The organism is Kitasatospora sp. NPDC101157, from assembly GCF_044768255.1.
Classification (GTDB): domain Bacteria; phylum Actinomycetota; class Actinomycetes; order Streptomycetales; family Streptomycetaceae; genus Kitasatospora.
On the sequence record NZ_JBIWPL010000020.1, the window covers coordinates 56,138 to 72,608 of the forward strand.

The following is a 16,471-nucleotide window of genomic DNA, read 5'->3' on the forward strand; positions in this document are numbered from 1 at the left end:
GCGTCGGAGGTGAACAGCGGCGGGTGCGGCGTGGACCTCAGTCCAGGTTCCAGGTCGTTCCGGCGAGGAGGCCGTCGAAGGCGAGAGCTCTCATGGCGGTGTCGAAGTCGTCCCACTCGTACTCGGGTTCGACGTAGTGCAGGTCGAAGTCGGCCCGGGTGAGGTCGAGCTCGCGCCATTCGTGGGCGCAGCGGCAGCGGACGAAGATCTGGTCGTGGACGGCGAGGAGGAGCCAGTCGCGGCGGGCGCCGCAGCCGGTGCAGGTGATGGTGATGGTGATGCCGCGCGGGTTGAGCTCGGCGGGATGCGGGACGGCGCGGATGACGGCACGCGCGGGTTCGGGAGCGGGGTTGTAGAAGTCGTGGTCGTAGTCGGTCATGCGGTCCCTTCGGGTCGGCAGCGGGGCAGCACGGGACCATACGACGTGCACTGCCGGAATGGATCCCTCCCGGCGAGAAGGACATCGAATCGACACCGTCGCCGTGCTGCAGGGTAGTTGTGGCGCTCCGGCCACGCCGGGGGCGGTATTGGTGGGCGGGACGGAGGCTCCGTTCCCGCCCACCTGGGTTGGTCAGCGCGTCCGGCGTACCTGGTCGGGTGCGACCGGCGCCGGCGGTGTGATGACCGGGGTAGCCGGTGTGCCGGTGGTGAGGCTGGTCGTGCGGGCGCGGGCGGCCCTGGTGCGCAGTTCGTCGGGAGTTGCGGCAGGTGCGGGGGTGGGGAGGTGGGCGTCGCGGCGGATCCGCCAGGTGAGGACGGCGGCGGGTGAGTCGGCGGTAGCGAGTTCGCGTCGCCCGGCGGCGTTGGCGAGTAGGGCGTTGGGGTCGTGGCCTGCTGCTTCGGCTTCGGCAAGGGTGGCAGCGAGCGCTGCCCAGCTGTCCTCGGCGAGCACTCCGCTGGCCTGGTCGGCGGGCAGAGCGCGGCGCAGTGCTGTTTCCTGCCGGTCCCGGATAGCCTCGGGCAGGCGCCGGCCTTCGAGGTCCAGGTGGGCGAGCGGTTTGGCGGCGTGCCGGGTGTAGGCGGCACGAAGGTGGTCGGCTGCCGTGCGGGCGGCGTCGGCCTGGTGGCGGTGGCCTTGGGCGGCGTGCCACTTGGCGATGATGATCGCGAGCAGCACGAGGCTGGACAGGGCCGTGGCGGCGGCCGTGCCTCCCTCGCCGCTCCGGCTGCCGGTGGGGCCAGCGTAGAGGAGTTCGCGGGCGGCCGAGCGCATCGCCCGTACCTCCGTGCGGGCGGCTCGGGTGCGGGCGACCGCGGCGTATTCCAGGGCTCGGGCGGCCTGGTTGATCTCCTTCCGTGACAGGACGGGGCTGGTGATCGCGAGGGTGTCGAGGATCTCGATGGTGCCGCTGACCACCGCGGCGACCTGACCGGGTTGGGGCTCGTCGTCGATGTCGGTGGTGGCACGGTCGATGCTGGTGCTGGCGCGGTACCGGACCGTGTCCGGTTGCCCTTGCCCGACCGGGCGGTGGGGCGCGGGCTGGTCGACACCGGTGGCGAAGCGCTCGTGGATCTTGGGCAGGGTGAGGTCGGCGGCCAGCTTGCTGCCGGAGAACCACACCGGGCCGCCCGGATCGCCGCTGGCCAGGGCGAACTTGTAGCCCTTGGCATCGCCGGAGGGCAGGCGGCGGACCTCGAACTCGATGCCCTGTGCGGTGAGGCGGGCGAGGAACTCCTCCTCGCCCGCCGCACCTGCGAGGGCCCGGCGCACACCGGTCCGCAGTCGGGCCCGCCCGGTCTCCTCCAGGCTGAGGCGCTCGGCCTTGCGCAGCTCGGGGCTCTTGGCGCGCTTGGGGATACCGGCCCGGTACTCGGATGTTCGGGTGCCGGACCAGTCCTTGAGCCCGTACTCCCGCTCGATCTCGGTGAGTTCGGTCTCCGTCCGGTACTGGTCGCCCCGCAGGCGGGCCTGGGTGAGGTCGGCGCGGATCACGGTGGCGAGGATGTGGATGTGGTTGTCCCCGTGGTGGACGGCGACCCACCGGCAGCCGTTCGGATCACCGTCGGGGGCAATGCCGGCGGCGGCCACGACCCGGCGGGCGATCGCGCCCCAGTCCTCGTCGCTCAGGTTCCGGTCGGTGGGGTCGGCACGGACCATGCGGTGGTAGACGTGCTTCTTGACCGGATGGCCGTAGCGCACGACGTGCAGGTCCAGGGCATCGCGCAGCTGGGCCAGGGTGGCCTCGGAGTCGCGGCCGGGGTCGGGGGCGAAGCCGTCCCAGGAGGCCACCAGGTGCGGGTCGGTGTGCTCGTTGCGTCGGCCCGGCCCGTACAGGTAGTCCAGCGCCTTGAACGTGTTCTTGCCGGAGCGGGCGGTGGTGATCACCGGCGTGCGGCCTTTGCCACCCGCATCGCCGAAGCGTCCACCTCGGCCACCGCCCTGCGGATCTCGACCACTACCTCCTTGGCCTTGACCAGGGTGGCCTGCGCCGGGCCGTGCTCGATGCCGATTTCGGCGTTGAGCTGGAAGGCGATCTGGTTGACGTTGACACCGACCCGGGCGACCTGGAACCGCGCGGCATCCAGCGCCTGCACAGCCTGATCCAGTTGCTCGTCACGGGTCACCACGTCGGCGCCGCCGGCGGTCAGGGCCTGGCGCTCCAGGTAGTCGGCCACGTTCAGGCCGGCTGCCTTCGCGAGCCGCTTGATCTGCGCTTCGCGCTCCTCGGTGCAGCGAAAGCCGAGCTTCTTCGTCATGGGGTTGTCGTTGTCACGTCGGCGGCGCTTGGGACGGCGGACACTGACGCGCTCAGCAGGGACGGCAGCTCGGGCGGGCGTGGACGGCTCGACGGCGGGCGTCTTCTCCTGCTTCGCCGCGCCCTCGCGGTGAAGCTCCGGTGCTGCCGCCCTCGGCAGCACCGGCTCGTCCACGCCCTCCTGGGCGGGGGCGTCCGCGTACGTGGGCCCGTAGGGGCCCCGTACGCACTCGCTTGCTCCGCTGTTGTCGTGGAGGTGGTCAACTCCGGTGTGGCCATGGGAGCTTACGGGCTTCCCGAGCAGGCTGTGCAGGGTTCGTCGGACGGCGTTCACGTGTGTGGTTCCTCGGTGGCGGCTGGCGATTCGGGCTGGTGAGCTTGTGGGTGGGCAGTGTCCAGGTGGTTGCCGGTTTGGCCATGCCGGAATTCGCAGGTATGGGCGGTGCGTCTGGCGCGGCCTTCCCGGGACCGCACGCCACATGGGACTGGTGTCCGCGGTGCGAGTCGAGTCCGGCCGGGTGCAGTGACCGGGCGGCGGTGGCCTTCTGCCGAGTGCGGCTCTGGGTCGGCAGAAGGCGGTGTCCGGCTGACCGACAGGGCCGGTCAGCCGGACACCAGGGCCGGTCAGCCGGCTTCGGGGTGCGGAGGGTTCTGTTCGTCGGCTTGCTCCTCGCGGAGCTTTCGCATCAGCTCGGTGAGGCGGGTACTGCCGAGCGGAAGGCCGGCGTCGCGCACGGCCTGTTCGACGATCGCGCGGGTGAGACGCCCCTCGGCGGCGACCGCGGCGCGCCCCACCTCCAGCAGCCGCTCCATCCGCGCGCCCGGCGGACGCCCGATCGGCTTGTTCTCCGCCCCGCCTGCGCCTCCGGCGGCCTCGGCCCGGGTGTCCGGGGCATTGGCCGGTCGGTCGTCGACTTCTGCCGGTTCGGGATCGGGCAGCGCGTCGCGCCACTCGGCGGGCAGAAGTCCGGCGGCGGACAGGAGCGTCAGGAGCGCGTTCTCGTCGCTGCGGTCCTCCGCCCGTTCCGGCCGGAGCTCCGGTTCAGGGTCGGCAGAAGTCGCGGTGCGCGGAACGGTGTTCTGCTCAGCGGGAGCGCTCGCGGCGTCGTGGCCGTGGCGGGCGATCAGGATGTACAGGTGGACGGCGCCGCCGAGGGCGAGCGGGGCGAGGGTGGACAGGACGCCGACGACGGTGTCGGTGAGCCTCAGCCCGCTGCTGATGGTGGGCAGTTGGTTGAGGCGGACAGCGTGCAGGGCATTGGCCCAGACACTGGTCGCGGTCGCTCCGGCGAAGAGCGTCCAGGCGTAGGCGCGGGCGGGCCAGTGGGCCTCGCGCAGGACGAGCAGGGCTCGGACGCCGTAGGCGATGAAGCCGTCGACGATGATCGGGAACAGGTAGGTGAGCGGTCCGCGCACGTGGGCCGCGCCGGCCATCTGCCGCAGGGCGTCGTAGGACAGGACGAAGCCGAGGGCGCCGAGCAGGGCGACGGCGAGGCGGTCCCAGAGGGTGACCCGGGCGGACGGGGAGTGGGCAGGGGGTATCGCGAGGGTGGTCAAGGGTGGTGCTCCAGGGGTGGCCTCGTCGCAGGCGGGCGTGGCGAAGCGGCGAGGCGGTGGTGGGGTGAAGTTCGGGGAGGTCGGCGCACCGGCCGGGGTGCGCTGGCGGCAGCGGCGCCGGTCAGGCGGCAGTTCGCCTGCGGCGGTCGGTGCCGGTGAGGATGGCGCGTTCGCACATCTCGGCGAGGCGGGAGGCGGTGCGGTCGCCGAGGGCGTTCTTGATGTCGCCGGGCGCCAGGTTGGTGGTGAAGATCGTCGGGAGTAGGTGCTCGTAGCGGTGGTCGACCAGTCGCAGGGTGAGCTCCTCGGTCCACTCGGACGCCTTGGCGGCGCCGAGGTCGTCGAGGATCAGCAGCGGGCTCGCCATCAGATCGCGCATCTCCCGCTCGGTGTCCGTGCCCTGGCGGGGCCGCTGGGAGGCGTAGAGCTCGGTGGCGGTGAGCTTGTTCCAGCGCAGACGAACTCCGGCCTTCAGCAGGCTGCGGATCGCCCCGTACGCCTGGTGGGTCTTGCCGGAGCCGGTGGGTCCGGCGATCAGGAGCGAGGGTCCCTGGGCGATGCCGGGGGTGCCGCCGGGGCCGGGGCGGCAGGCCAGGGTGACCTGCTGGACCCAGGTGGTGACCTCGGGGTGGTCGGCTTCGGCGAGGCGGTAGCGCGGCGGGATGCGGCGGTCGGCGAGCTCCAGCGCCGTGGAGGGCTGGTCGGTGTCGGCCAGCGGCCGGTCGGGGTCGATGCCCTTGGCGGCCAGCATCCGCTCCAGGCGCAGGACTGCTCCGGAGGCCGGCTGCGGGTCGCGACGCTCGTCCGTGCGGCGGGGGTTGGGCAGGCTGGTCACAGGTCCCCCTCGTAGTAGTCGCGAGCGTCGGCCGGGTTGGCGAAAGGTCGGTACGGGGACCGGGCAGCGCTCTGCCCGGCGCGGGACGCCCCGGCGGGCTGGGCGTTGATCGCCTCGTGGACCATGCTCGGTAGCACGCTCGGGCTCATCGGCTTCGCCGCGTACAACTGCAGCCCGGCGCGGATGTCGTCGTCGCCGGTGCCGCCGTCGAGCAGGTCCTTGATGACCTTGCCGAGGTGCCCGCGCACCTTGGCCGGTACCGGCTTCGGGCAGGTGGCGACGTACTCGGCCACCAGGTCGCCCGCGTTCACCGACGGCTTGCCGGTGGGCGCGGCGACCAGGACCGGGCCGTCCCGGTCGGGTGCTGCCGACGAGGGTGCCGGGGTGGGCGCGGCGTCGCCCCCTTTAGGGGTAGATCCATGGTCCAAGGTCCATGGTCCAGGCACGACGTTCTCCGGAGTCCTCCGGAGGGACTCCGGATAAGCCGTCTGACCTGCACTTTCGCTCGGAGCTGCCGCATTGGGCACCGGAAGGGCTGCTACGGGGGTGGGATCGGGATCGGCGGAGAAGGGCCGTTGGGCGGGGACGGTCTCTGCGAGGGTCGCGAGCGGTTCCGGAAGGCTCCGGAAGTTCTCCGAAGCCGGGTGCACGCAGCCCTGGCCCTTGGCCTTGCACTTGCCGCACCAGCCCGCGGGCTCGTGGACGGGGCAGGCGGGCAGGCGCGAGGGGGTGGGGTGGGAGATCTTCTGGTGCTCGTGCCACTTGGTGACGTGGAGGTACTGGCGGCCGTCGCAGCCGGTGTACCGGCAGATCAGGCCGGTCTCGGCGAGCTGGCGCATCTCGTCCTCGGTGTCGAGCGGGGTGTGCTCGGGCCGCAGCGACCACAGGGCGCCATTGAGGACAGCCGCGTTGTCGCGGTGGCGTCCCTCGTCGTCGGCCTGGGTGAGCAGGCACAGGAACGTGCGCTCGGCGGTCAGGGACACCGAGGCGAGGTCCTCCGAGACGGGGTACTCGGGCTTGATGGTGCGGATGCGCGCCATGGCCTACCACCCCGCTTTCGGGGCGAAGGGACGTGAGGTAGGTGCGCCGCAAGGGCGCGACGCCGTACGCTGGAGCACGTTGGTCCTTCCTCGGTGCGCATATGGGCTGCAACCCTGCACCGTGGTCGATCGTCGTGGATGGGCGGTTTTGGGACCTTTCGGGCCCTCGGTGTTGATAGCACCGGGGGCCTTCGGGCTTTTCGGGGTGAGCGCAGCAGCGCGCCGCGATGCGGTTTAGCTTGACATGCGCTTCACCGTGCATCACTATGGCACCCTGGCGGCCGTTATGCAAGTCGCCTCAGGATTAGATGCGAGGTGAATTGATGCCCGGGACGGACGAGCCCACGGACGACAGGACTGGCGGGCCGGAAGAGGAACTGCAGGGAAGCGAGCCTGCAGGCCCGGAGGCCCCCGCTGGCATGAGCGAGGAGAACGCGGCCGAGCGCGTCCGAATGGAGCGCGAGCGCCGCGGCTGGAGCACCGGCGAGCTGGCCAAGCGCATGGCCGAGGCCGGCTACCCGATCAACCAGTCCTCGGTCTGGCGCATCGAGAGCGGCGAGCCGCGCCGACGGATCAACCTCGACGAGGCAATCGGCTTCGCCAAGGTCTTCGACCTGCCCCTTGAGGACCTCCTCGGCCCGCCGACCTCTCCCGAAGAGAAGATCATGCAGGAACTCGCCGACCACGTGGTCCAGGGCTACCGACTGGCCGCGCAGGGCGCCGAGTTCACGACCAAGGCTTTGACAGCCGCCGAGAAGTACTGCCAGGACTTCCCCCACAACCGCAAACGGCTGCGCGGGAAGATCGCGATCGGCCTCTCCTTCGAGTACCGCAGATACGCGCCCACGCCGCTGGTGCAGGAGTTCCTGCGGGGCGGCAAGATGCCATCCGAGCCGGTCCACACCGACGAGTAGCCCGGCGGGGTCAGTCACCCGGGCCACCATCGACCGTTCGCCAGGACCGCTCGAGATCGTCTTTGGAAAACGGCCGGGGCCGCTCCTACCGTGCTCACGAGCCCGACCAGCCATTTGGCGCGGCCGGGATCCAGAGCTAACGTCACACCCCACGCGGCCACCAACCGCGCAACGCCCATCCACGACGTCGACCACGGTACAGGGTTGCAGCCCGCCAGCCACCGAGGAGGGAACCGCATGCTGCCCCAGCAACACCCAGCCGCAGGCTGCGGCTTCTGCCCGGCCACCACCGAGCGGTTCGTCGCGGACTCCGTCGCCACTGCCCCCAGCACCTCCCCCAGACCCATCTGACGGGTCTGTCCCCAGCTGCCGTCCGCAGCCCGCAGGCCACCTGCGCTGGACACCGACGCAGCTTCTCCGCCGTACCGCCGCGACAGATCGCGGCCGGTCCGGCTCCCGCGATCTCGATGCTGCCGTCCGATCGCCGCTTTCCGCTCCCGGTCGGGAGCCGCCATCTCCCCCAACCGCCCATCCACGATGTCGCCATGCGGTAGCCCGGGTTGCAGCCCGCCGGCCACCGCAAGAGGAGCCACATGCCCCAGCTGTCTCTCCGCGCTGCCCAGCCGGACGCCTGCTCTGCTGCCACCTACCTGAAGGCCATTCAGGCCCCAGCGACGGCGGCTCGGTCAGCACTGGCCACTACCAGCTTCCCCCGTTCCAGCCGCGCGATCGACGGCTCGCTCACAGCGCTGCGCGAGCGGGAGTCCGCCGACGGCAAGGACAAGCGCAAGCGGGTCGACCCCTCGGTGGCGCTGGCGGTCTTCGCGCCCAGCGACGCAGTCGTGGGCCGCTTCCACACCGGCCGCCGAATCGACAACCGCCCTGAGTCGCTGCCCAACTGGCGGGTCTCCGCCACCACCTCGGAGACTGCTGCCGCGATCTCCCAACTCCTCGGCGGCGCAACGGCCGACGACTGGACCCAGGGGGTAGTGACCGGTTCGCCTGCGGTTCGTGTCGTCCTCGACGGCGCGGACTCCGTCACGACGGAGCTTCGGCTGTGGGGGCCGAAGGGACTCGTCCACCACTGTGACGGCGTCCTGTTCCTCTCGCCGACCGAGGTCCAGGGGACTCCGTGTGGCTGCCCCGAGTCCTCCGAGGAACGGGCGGCGCTGGCGAAGAAACTGCGGGCTCCACAGCCTGCGACCACCGTGGTCTTCCGACTGGCGGGGCGCTACGACCTCGGACGGTTCGAGTTCAGTTCGCCCTCTCGGCTCCTCGCCGACGCAGCGGTCAAGACCCGCACCCAGCTCGCCGGTATCGCGGGGGAAGCGCTCTGTGAACTGGCACTTGAGCTCGTCACGGTCACGGTGGGCGGTGGCGTCGAGGTCTCGTACCGAAAGCCGACGCTGACGGTCCTCGGCCCCTGGAGCTAGCGGCCCGTATCGCAGAGGCGGCCCCGGACATCCTTGTCCGGGGCCGCTTTCACATGTCGGTGCCCGTCACAGCGCGCGCTGTCCCCCGCCGTCGTCGTCCGCCTCCCGGCGCTTGGCGAACTCGATCTTCACCCGCTGGTGCACCGGCAAACGGCCCCCGCGCTCCGGGGCCTTGAACACCGTGATCCGGTCCACGAACAGCTTGACGAACTTCCTGCGCTCGGCGAGGGGGGCGCTCTCCCACCACGAACCCGGGCCGATGGGGTCGGCCGTCGGGTCCTCGGGCAGCCACTCGGCGATGGGGATCACCGGTGTCGCCGCCTCCTCCAGCACGGCGATCCTCGCCTCGGCCGCCTCCAGGAGGTGCAGGAGCGCGGCCTCTTCCGTGACGAACCTCCGCCGGCCGATGTCTCCTCGGAAACCGCCCGCCTTGCGGTCGTCGTAGAGCTCCTCAAGTGCCCTCACCGCATCCGCGCGCTCCGCGACAAGGGTCGCGCGTTCCCGCGAACGCTCCGGCGACTCGGTGGCGACACCGAACCTGCGCGTCGCCTCGGCGAGAACCGCCAGGGCCTCGTGGTCGTCCTCGACCTCCCTCAGCAGCTCGAAGATGCTCCGTGCCACGTGGTCGTCCAGCGCCGCCTGGCTGACGGTGCACTCTCCGGCGTGCTGGCCGGGCAGCATCTTGCGCCGGCGGCACCGGTACGACCGCTTGACCGCCTTGGCGCTGTCGGCGTGGGAGGTCTTCACGGATCCGCACTCGCAGTACAGGACCTCCATCGCGGACAGCAGCGACTCACCCCGCGAGAGCCCCTTCCCGCGGCCTCGCGAGTCAAGCCACTCCTGCAGTTCGTACCACTCCACGGGCGGGATGATCGCCTCGTAGATCTGGAGCGGAAGCATCGTCTCGGGGTCACGGAGGATGCGGTAACTCTCCACCGTGCTCGTTGCCTTGCCGTTCTCGCCGACCTTGTAGACGGGTACGGCGGCGAACCCGGCTATCCGTGGGTCCCTGAGGATGCGCTTGAGGGTCTTGGTGTCCCACGCGCTGTCCTTCGTCTTCTTGCCGTAGGTCGCACCGCGCGTGGGCACAATGACCTCGTTGTTCATGCTGTTGACGATCCCGCCCAGCGAACCGGGGTGGCGGCGCCGCTTGGGGTCGTACACCTCGTCCTTGTGCTTCTTGATCGTCGCCCAGATGTCACGGATGACCCCTGGCTCGTTGGTGGCGTGCACGAGGGTCTGGATGACGATCGGTCGGCCGTCCGCCGTGAGCCTGGTCTCGGCCTTCAACTCGAAGCCGTACGGCGCTTTGCCTCCGATGTACCCGCCCAGGTCGAGCGCCATGGCCTTGGCGCCCCGGACGGCGACGCTCTTGTTCTTGCTCTCGTTGTGGGCCTGATCCAGCCGCATGAACATGTGGATCAGGTCCACCAGGTTGCCCTTGCGGAACTCGCCCTCGGTGACACTGACGATGGTGACGCCGAGGTTCAGCAGCTCGACGACGACCGGGATCGCGTCGAGCGGGTCGAGGCGCGAGAGGCGGCTGACGTAGTAGACGACCAGCAGGTTGATCCGGCCTGCCCGGCAGTCCTGCAGCAGCTTCTCGAACTGCGGACGCTCGACTCCGGTGAACGCCGAGATGCCGAGGTCCTCGTAGTAGGCAACCGACTTGGCGTTGCGGCGCTTGGCCTCAGCCGTACCCAGCTCGCGCTGGGTCGTGGTGGAGGCTTCACTGGCGTTCTCGCGCGCGTCGGACTGGCGCGCGTAGACGCCCGCGTGGACGTCCAAGCCGGTGATCACTGCTGGTGCTGACATGAGTGCTGATGTTACTACTCCCCTAACTGACATAACCCAAGGGCACCCCCTGGCACCCGCACCGCGGCTTCGAGACCGTCACCTACATCATTGACGGAACGTTCATCCACCAGGACTCGCACGGCGGTGGCGGCGTCATCACCGACGGCGACACCCAGTGGATGACGGCCGGCTCCGGTCTGCTGCACATCGAGACCCCGCCGGAGTCGCTGGTGATGTCCGGCGGCCTGTTCCACGGCCTCCAGCTGTGGGTCAACCTGCCCGCCTCGGACAAGATGATCGCCCCCAAGTACCAGGACATCCGCGGCGGCAGCGTCAAGCTGCTCAGCTCCGCGGACGGCGGCGCCCTGCTCCGCGTGATCGCCGGCGAGATCGACGGCCACCAGGGCCCGGGCGCGACCCACACCCCGATCACGATGATCCACGCCTCGATCAACCCCGGCGCCCAGATCACCCTGCCCTGGCGCGCCGACTTCAACGCCCTCGCCTACGGCCTGGCCGGCAACGGCTCGGCCGGCACCGAGCACCGCCCCTTCCACCGCGGCCAGGCCGTCGTCTTCGGCGACGGCGACTCCATCACCCTGCGCGCCGACGAGAAGCAGGACTCCCGCGACAACAACTTCGAGGTCGTCCTCCTCGGCGGCCTCCCGATCCGCGAACCCGTCGCCTGGTACGGCCCGTTCGTGATGAACAGCCACCGCGAGCTCCAGCAGGCCATGGAGGACTTCCAGGCCGGCCGCCTCGGCACCATCCCGACCGACGCCAGCTGACCGCTTCCGTCACGAAGGGCCCGGACCATCGGTCCGGGCCCTTTCGCACACGTCGCACCACAAGCCCGGCGGAGCCCCATCTCCCCCTTGCCGCACGGGTATTGACACCGGCTCCGCGCCCGTCGGGATAATGCGATTGGTCTGAACCACTGGCCAGATTGGTCGAGACCACAACGGGAGGAACCCAGCCATGCGCCGTACCGTCCGGCGGCTCGCCGTGCTCGTCACAGCCCCGCTGATCGCCCTGACCGGAGCCACCGCGGCCCAGGCCCGACCGGCCATCGACACCAGCTCGTACACCGTCTACGACACCACCGGCACCTGCTCGATCTACGTGCACTTCTACTACAACTCGCACTGGTACGTGGAGTACGACCTCACCAACTGGAGCAACGGCACCCAGGGTTGCGTGGCCGGCGCGTACACCAGCGACCAGGGCTGGGTCGGCCAGATCACCGGCGGCGGCTACTCGACCAGCGACGACCCCTCCCGCTACGTGCGGCCGTGGGTGCAGAAGGCCGGCGACCCGTCCAGCTTCGTCTGGGGCCAGAACCGCTGATCCGACGGCCCCGGCCGGCCGACGCCTCCGCCGCCTACAGCAGCGCGTAGACGGCGGAGGCGTCGTCGTGGGTCTTGCCGCGCGGCCAGCGCTCGCAGGTGGCGTCGGCCCGCTCGACCTCGCGGACCTGGGCGATCAGCTCACCCGGCCCGGACTCCGCGAGCAGCCGCAGCACGTCGCCCCAACTGCCCAGCCCGAAGCGCTCGGTGTAGCGCGAGGCGCCGTCGGTGAGGGCGGCCAGCGCGCGCAGCCGGTCCAGCGGCACGAAGCCGGTCTCGGCGTGCTCGGCCGCCCGCGGACTGGCGGCGGCGATCCACGGGCCGGTGCCCCGGTTGCGGGCGGCGCGCACCGCCAGCGCGTACTCCAGGTGCAGCGCGGCCCGCTCGGCCGAGCCGGGGACGGTCGCCCAGACCTGGCGGCGCAGCCCCTCCCCGCCGGGGAAGCGCTGGTTGTCGCCGATCACCCTGGGCGGGCCGTCCTTGAACTCCAGCACCAGCAGCGAGTCGCCGAGCACCAGGTACTCCAGCGAGTCGCCGTGCCGCCGGGCCGCGACCACCATGGCCGCGGGCGTGTTGGCGTGGCCGAGGTCGCAGCGGCCGCCGTGCAGCGCGGCCGTCTCCGCGATGGCGTCGGCCAGGCACTCGGCGATCGACCGGTCCACCCGGTCGGTGAGCCGGGCGAGCAGGTGCACGCCCAGGCGCCGGACGTACCAGGCCGTTCCGTGCCGGCACCCGGACTCCAGGCCGGCCGGCGAACTGGCGCCGTCCAGCAGGACCAGTGCCTCCGGCGAGGCCGCCACGAAGTCCTCGCTCTCGCGGTCGGGCCGCCGCGCTTCCCCTGCGAGCTGTAGCTGCATCCCGTCAGTGTGGCCGCCGCCCCCGGCCCGCGCCCAGACCCGTGCGCCGGTGTGGCGCGGGCCGGGACACCGGGCCCGGTGGCAGTGCGGGCGTTTCGGCCATACCGTCGGATATCGACCGGCCGATTCGGCCAATCAGGGCCGGCCGGGTTTGGGGGCACCTGCGGGTGGCCCCACGGCCCGGGACTGACGAGGAGCGGATGATGACGATGTTCTGGCAGTTCATCGTGTTGGTGGCCGCCGCGCTCGGCTTCCCGACCGCCGCGCTGTTCTACCTGATCGGCGGGCCGCGTTTCCCCGACGAGAACCAGAAGCGCCGGTAGCCGACGACCGGAAGCGCCGGTAGCCGAGGACCGGAAGCGCCGGTAGCCGAGAACCGGAAGCGCCGGTGGCTCAGGCCTTCCAGGCCCGGTCGCGGCCCAGCAGCGCCAGGGCGCGGTCGAACCGGCCCGCGCCGCCGCCGGCTTCGAGGCCCGGGCGGAAGGCCCGGCCGGGCGCCCGCGCCTCCGGCGTGTTCGGGACGGCCTCGCTCACCGCCAGCAGCGCGGCGGCCAGGTCGTCGTCGTCCTCCACCGCCGTGACCAGCCGGTCCGCGGCACCGAGCGCCGCGGCGGCGTCCCAGCCGTGCACCAGGGTGTCCACCAGGTGGAAACCGACCGCCTGGGCGAGCGGGAACGGCCCGCCGTCGCGGATCTCGGGCAGCCAGAGCGCCCGGTCGGTGGTGGCCGCCTCCCGGAACGCGGCGACGAGGTCGGCGCCGGTGCGGCGGAAGTCCTCCGCCGGATCCGTCCCGAGCGTCGCGTCCGCGAACAGCACCAGGTCCGGCCCGGCGCCACGGGCGGCCGCGGCGAAGCCCCGGTGCTGGCCGACGCAGTGCTCCAGCAGCCGGCGCAGCGTCCACCCGGCGCACGGGGTGGGTCGGTCCAGCTGGTCCGGCCGGACGGCGTCCACCACCTCGACGGCCAGTTCCATCGCCTGTGCGTGGAGTTCGACGAGCTTCATGCGGCAGTGACCCCCAGTCCTGCGGAAATGAATCCGATCACCTGATCCACGACGGCCGGTTCGCCGATGATCCTGCGGTGGCCGAGCCCTCGGGTGACCACCAGGTCCAGTTGGTCCCCGTACGCCCGCTCCAGCCGGTGCGCCTGGCCGAGCGGCACCACGCCGTCGCCCTCGTCGTGCAGCACCAGGATCGGCAGCCCGATCTCCCCGGCCCGGCCCGCCGCGTCGTAGCGGTCCCAGGCCCCGGCGTCCCCGGCGAACAGACCCTGCTCGATCCGCTCCCGCAGCGCCCGCTCGACGGTGGCGTCCAGACCGAGCCCGGCGCAGAAGGCGGCCGGGAAGAAGCCGACCTCGGACACCCCCGACACGGCCGCCAGGCGGCCCGCCCGCAGCCCGTCGCCCAGCGCGCCGAAGGCCGCGCAGACGCCCAGCGAGTGCGCGATCACCGCCTCGAACGGCCCGTACCGGTCCTGGAGCCGGAGCGCGAGCTCGCGGTACTCCAGCACGCTGGTGCTGCGGCCGCCGGAGTCGCCGTGGCCCGGCGCGTCGAAGGCGACCACGCTGAGGCCGAGGGCGCGCAGCCGGGGGACGAAGGGCGCGAAGCGGGAGGCCCGGGAGCGCCAGCCGTGCAGCAGCAGCACGGGCCGCTCGCCGCTGCCCCAGCGGTAGCCGACCACGGACCTGCCGCGCACGGTCAGCGGTTCGCGAGCCGCCTGCCGGTGCACCTCCCGCTCGGCGGGGCGGACCCGGCTGCGCCGCAGCGGGCGCCGGAACAGCTCGAAGGCCGCCCGTCCGGCCAGGCCGGGGGCGATCCGGGCGGTGGAGTTGAGGGTGGTGCGGATCAGTGCCTGGGCCGGGTCCATCGGGTCTCCCTGCTCTCTGCGCTCCCTGGCCTTGCCGTGCTCGGGCAGATATTAGCACGATCGTTCGTTCAGTTTTTAAGTCCTCCAGCGGGCCTGCCACTACCCTGGGCCGCATCCACCGCGAGAGGGAACGAGGGCGCACGATGGCCGGACCGACCACCGACGGACGGGTCCTGCGCGGCGAGGAGACCCGCCGTGCCGTCCTGCGCCGCGCCGTCGCGATCGCCTCCGTCGAAGGCCTGGACGCACTGTCGATCGGCCGCCTCGCCACCGACCTCGGACTCAGCAAGAGCGGCGTGTTCGCCGGCTTCGGCTCCAAGGAGGAACTGCAGCTCGCCACCGTCCGCGCCGCCCGCCGGATCTTCGCCGACGCCGTCGTCGTCCCGGCCGCCGACACCCCGCCCGGCCTCGCCAGGACCCGCGCGCTCTGCGAGAACTGGCTCGCCTACTCACGGGCCCGGGTCTTCCCCGGCGGCTGCTTCTTCTACGAGGTCACCGCAGAGTTCGACGCCCGGCCCGGCGCCGTCCGGGACGCCCTGGCCGGCAGCGCCCGGGAGTGGCACGGAACGATCGTCGAAGCCCTCACCGACGCCCTCACGGCCGGCACCCTGCGCCCCGACACCGACCTCGGCGACCTCGCCTTCGCACTGATCGCGGTCCTGGAGACGGCCAACTCGCAGGCCGTGCTGCACGAGGAGGACATCCCCTACCAGCGGGCCGGCCGCCTCCTGCTGCGCCTGCTGCGCGCCGAGGCCACCGACCCGGCCGACCCGGCGCTCGCCCCCTAGCCGGGGCAGGGCAGGCCCTACGCCAACAACCCCTCCAGCACGGCGGCTCGGGCGAGCAGCCGTTCGTCCTCCCCCGCCGCTCCGACCACCTGGAGGCCCAGCGGCAGCCCGTCCGGGGTCCGCCCGGCGGGCAGGGTCAGCGCGGGCAGCCCGAGGTAGCTCCACGGCAGCGACATCACCGCGTCCCCGGTGCCGTGCAGCCCCTCCGGCGCGCCGCCCGGCGCCGAGGGCGCCAGCCACAGGTCCACCCCGGCCGCCGTGGTGGCTCCGGCCACCCACTCGCGCAGCCGCTCCCGGAACTCCAGCGCGGCCTCGCGGTCCTCCGCCGCGACCCCCTGGCCGATCCGGATGCTCGCCACCGTCTCCGGCCGGTACAGGCCGCCGAACCGGGCGAACCAGTCGGCGTGACTGCGGGCCAGCTCGAACCGGTTGACGGTCTGCAACTGCCGGGTGATCTCGGCGAAGTCGGGAAACAGCGGCACCCTGCGTACCGCCGGCCCGGCCCGCTCCAACCGCGCCACCTGTTCCTCGAAGGCGCGCAGCGCGGCCGGTTCGGCCCGCTCCAGGTACGGGCCCTCCGGCACCCCGAGCACCGGCTCCGGGCCGGGCTCGACCTCCCGCCAGCCGTCGCACAGCAGCGGGGCCGCCAGCGCGGCGTCCGCCAGGTCGGAGGTGAACACGCCCAGGGTGTCGAGGCTCGGCGCGTTCGGGACCACCCCGTCGATCGGGATCCGCCCCCACGTCGGCCGGAAGCCCACCACCCCGCAGTACGCGGCCGGGCGGATCACCGAACCGACCGTCTGGGTGCCGATCGCCAACGGCACCAGCCCGGCCGCGACCGCCGCCGCCGACCCGCTGCTGGAACCGCCCGGGGTGTGCCCCGGGTGGTGCGGATTGCGGGTCGGGCCCGGGGCGCTCGCGGCGAACTCGGCGGTCACCGTCTTGCCCGCCACCATCGCCCCGGCCGCCAGCAGGCGGTCCACCACCACGGCCTGCGGGCCCGCCAGCACCCCCGGTGGCAGGGCGGAGCCACCGTGCGTGGGCAGCCCGTCCACGTGCACGATGTCCTTGACCCCCACCAGCACCCCGTACAGCGGCGGCCGCCCGGCCGGCTCCGGGTACCGCGCGGCCAACTCCCGTGCCCGCGCCTGCAGTCGGTCGTGCCGCCCGGGCTCCGCCACGAAGGAGTGCAGCAGCGGATCCACCCGGTCGACCAGCGCGCAGAAGCGCTCGACGTGCTCGGACAGCCCGGGCACACCGGCCCGCAGCCCGGCGGCCTCGCGGGTCAACGACCGCGGCCGCACCAGGGGTTCGTCCATACCGCGCACCGTAGCGCCCGGCCG

Annotated in this window: 16 protein-coding genes and 1 pseudogene; 6 read left to right on the forward strand and 11 right to left on the reverse strand. The window is 72.2% G+C overall.

Translation table 11 applies throughout. The features are described from left to right. Positions 1–37: 37 nt before the first annotated feature. The 6 genes from ACIRVF_RS30820 to ACIRVF_RS30845 all read right to left on the reverse strand — a co-directional run bounded on the left by ACIRVF_RS30820 (position 38) and on the right by ACIRVF_RS30845 (position 6,128). On the reverse strand, positions 38–379 hold the full coding sequence (locus tag ACIRVF_RS30820; RefSeq protein WP_402824993.1) for a hypothetical protein: 342 nt from the start codon (positions 377–379) through the stop codon (positions 38–40). 192 nt (positions 380–571) lie between these two features. Beyond that, on the reverse strand, positions 572–2,326 hold the full coding sequence (locus ACIRVF_RS30825) for a relaxase/mobilization nuclease domain-containing protein (protein ID WP_402824996.1): 1,755 nt from the start codon (positions 2,324–2,326) through the stop codon (positions 572–574). Continuing rightward, positions 2,323–2,871, reverse strand: coding sequence for a plasmid mobilization protein (locus ACIRVF_RS30830; protein ID WP_402824999.1), 549 nt, complete (start codon positions 2,869–2,871; stop codon positions 2,323–2,325). The genes ACIRVF_RS30825 and ACIRVF_RS30830 overlap by 4 nt, the downstream gene beginning before the upstream one ends. Positions 2,872–3,320: 449 nt before the next feature. Further along, the gene (locus tag ACIRVF_RS30835; protein WP_402825002.1) at positions 3,321–4,253 is read right to left on the reverse strand and encodes a DUF2637 domain-containing protein; all 933 of its coding nucleotides are present in this window, start codon (positions 4,251–4,253) and stop codon (positions 3,321–3,323) included. Between the two features lie 121 nt (positions 4,254–4,374). Next, positions 4,375–5,004, reverse strand: a complete 630-nt coding sequence (locus tag ACIRVF_RS30840) for an ATP-binding protein (RefSeq protein ID WP_402825268.1) — start codon at positions 5,002–5,004, stop codon at positions 4,375–4,377. An 80-nt stretch (positions 5,005–5,084) separates the two neighbouring features. Continuing rightward, entirely contained in the window at positions 5,085–6,128 is a 1,044-nt protein-coding gene (locus ACIRVF_RS30845; RefSeq protein ID WP_402825005.1) for a hypothetical protein, read from the reverse strand. A 419-nt stretch (positions 6,129–6,547) separates the two neighbouring features. Here ACIRVF_RS30845 and ACIRVF_RS30850 point away from each other — a divergent pair, with 419 nt between their 5' ends. Continuing rightward, positions 6,548–7,042 carry a transcriptional regulator gene (locus ACIRVF_RS30850; RefSeq protein ID WP_380574093.1) on the forward strand — a complete coding sequence of 165 codons (495 nt, stop codon included), beginning with the start codon at positions 6,548–6,550 and terminating at the stop codon, positions 7,040–7,042. A 593-nt stretch (positions 7,043–7,635) separates the two neighbouring features. Beyond that, positions 7,636–8,475 (forward strand): hypothetical protein, encoded by an 840-nt coding sequence (locus ACIRVF_RS30855; protein ID WP_402825008.1) that lies wholly within the window; start codon positions 7,636–7,638, stop codon positions 8,473–8,475. 66 nt (positions 8,476–8,541) lie between these two features. Here ACIRVF_RS30855 and ACIRVF_RS30860 read toward each other — a convergent pair whose 3' ends face one another. Then, positions 8,542–10,290: a recombinase family protein gene (locus tag ACIRVF_RS30860; RefSeq protein ID WP_402825011.1), complete on the reverse strand. Its 1,749-nt coding sequence runs from the start codon at positions 10,288–10,290 to the stop codon at positions 8,542–8,544. 35 nt (positions 10,291–10,325) lie between these two features. Between ACIRVF_RS30860 and ACIRVF_RS30865 the strand changes: the two are divergent. Together ACIRVF_RS30865 and ACIRVF_RS30870 are read left to right on the forward strand one after the other, a co-directional pair. After that, positions 10,326–11,060: pseudogene (locus ACIRVF_RS30865) on the forward strand (pirin family protein); the annotation flags it as partial. A gap of 190 nt (positions 11,061–11,250) precedes the next feature. Continuing rightward, positions 11,251–11,619: a hypothetical protein gene (locus tag ACIRVF_RS30870; RefSeq protein WP_402825014.1), complete on the forward strand. Its 369-nt coding sequence runs from the start codon at positions 11,251–11,253 to the stop codon at positions 11,617–11,619. 34 nt (positions 11,620–11,653) lie between these two features. On the opposite strand, the gene ACIRVF_RS30875 is transcribed toward ACIRVF_RS30870, so the two are convergent. Next, positions 11,654–12,475: an integrase gene (locus ACIRVF_RS30875; protein WP_402825017.1), complete on the reverse strand. Its 822-nt coding sequence runs from the start codon at positions 12,473–12,475 to the stop codon at positions 11,654–11,656. A gap of 200 nt (positions 12,476–12,675) precedes the next feature. On the opposite strand from ACIRVF_RS30875, the gene ACIRVF_RS30880 reads away from it, so the two are divergent. Beyond that, positions 12,676–12,798, forward strand: coding sequence for a hypothetical protein (locus ACIRVF_RS30880; protein WP_402825020.1), 123 nt, complete (start codon positions 12,676–12,678; stop codon positions 12,796–12,798). Between the two features lie 70 nt (positions 12,799–12,868). On the opposite strand, the gene ACIRVF_RS30885 is transcribed toward ACIRVF_RS30880, so the two are convergent. Then, positions 12,869–13,477 carry a TIGR03086 family metal-binding protein gene (locus tag ACIRVF_RS30885; RefSeq protein ID WP_402825023.1) on the reverse strand — a complete coding sequence of 203 codons (609 nt, stop codon included), beginning with the start codon at positions 13,475–13,477 and terminating at the stop codon, positions 12,869–12,871. Further along, positions 13,474–14,340 (reverse strand): alpha/beta hydrolase, encoded by an 867-nt coding sequence (locus ACIRVF_RS30890; RefSeq protein WP_402825026.1) that lies wholly within the window; start codon positions 14,338–14,340, stop codon positions 13,474–13,476. Before ACIRVF_RS30890 ends, ACIRVF_RS30885 begins: the two co-directional genes overlap by 4 nt. A 143-nt stretch (positions 14,341–14,483) precedes the next feature. On the opposite strand from ACIRVF_RS30890, the gene ACIRVF_RS30895 reads away from it, so the two are divergent. Further along, the gene (locus ACIRVF_RS30895; protein ID WP_402825029.1) at positions 14,484–15,128 is read left to right on the forward strand and encodes a TetR/AcrR family transcriptional regulator; all 645 of its coding nucleotides are present in this window, start codon (positions 14,484–14,486) and stop codon (positions 15,126–15,128) included. Between the two features lie 17 nt (positions 15,129–15,145). Here the strand turns inward: ACIRVF_RS30895 and ACIRVF_RS30900 are convergent, their stop codons facing one another. Then, a complete protein-coding gene (locus tag ACIRVF_RS30900; RefSeq protein ID WP_402825032.1) occupies positions 15,146–16,447 on the reverse strand; it encodes an amidase in 1,302 nt (433 codons plus the stop codon). Between the last annotated feature and the right edge of the window lie 24 nt (positions 16,448–16,471).

Coding starts and splice junctions, on each gene's coding strand:
- ACIRVF_RS30820 (WP_402824993.1), bottom strand. CDS start 379: ATGACCGACTACGACCACGACTTCTACAACCCCGCTCCCGAACCCGCG.
- ACIRVF_RS30840 (WP_402825268.1), bottom strand. CDS start 5,004: ATGCTGGCCGCCAAGGGCATCGACCCCGACCGGCCGCTGGCCGACACC.
- ACIRVF_RS30845 (WP_402825005.1), bottom strand. CDS start 6,128: ATGGCGCGCATCCGCACCATCAAGCCCGAGTACCCCGTCTCGGAGGAC.
- ACIRVF_RS30850 (WP_380574093.1), top strand. CDS start 6,548: ATGAGCGAGGAGAACGCGGCCGAGCGCGTCCGAATGGAGCGCGAGCGC.
- ACIRVF_RS30855 (WP_402825008.1), top strand. CDS start 7,636: ATGCCCCAGCTGTCTCTCCGCGCTGCCCAGCCGGACGCCTGCTCTGCT.
- ACIRVF_RS30860 (WP_402825011.1), bottom strand. CDS start 10,290: ATGTCAGCACCAGCAGTGATCACCGGCTTGGACGTCCACGCGGGCGTC.
- ACIRVF_RS30870 (WP_402825014.1), top strand. CDS start 11,251: ATGCGCCGTACCGTCCGGCGGCTCGCCGTGCTCGTCACAGCCCCGCTG.
- ACIRVF_RS30875 (WP_402825017.1), bottom strand. CDS start 12,475: ATGCAGCTACAGCTCGCAGGGGAAGCGCGGCGGCCCGACCGCGAGAGC.
- ACIRVF_RS30880 (WP_402825020.1), top strand. CDS start 12,676: ATGATGACGATGTTCTGGCAGTTCATCGTGTTGGTGGCCGCCGCGCTC.
- ACIRVF_RS30885 (WP_402825023.1), bottom strand. CDS start 13,477: ATGAAGCTCGTCGAACTCCACGCACAGGCGATGGAACTGGCCGTCGAG.
- ACIRVF_RS30890 (WP_402825026.1), bottom strand. CDS start 14,340: ATGGACCCGGCCCAGGCACTGATCCGCACCACCCTCAACTCCACCGCC.
- ACIRVF_RS30895 (WP_402825029.1), top strand. CDS start 14,484: ATGGCCGGACCGACCACCGACGGACGGGTCCTGCGCGGCGAGGAGACC.
- ACIRVF_RS30900 (WP_402825032.1), bottom strand. CDS start 16,447: ATGGACGAACCCCTGGTGCGGCCGCGGTCGTTGACCCGCGAGGCCGCC.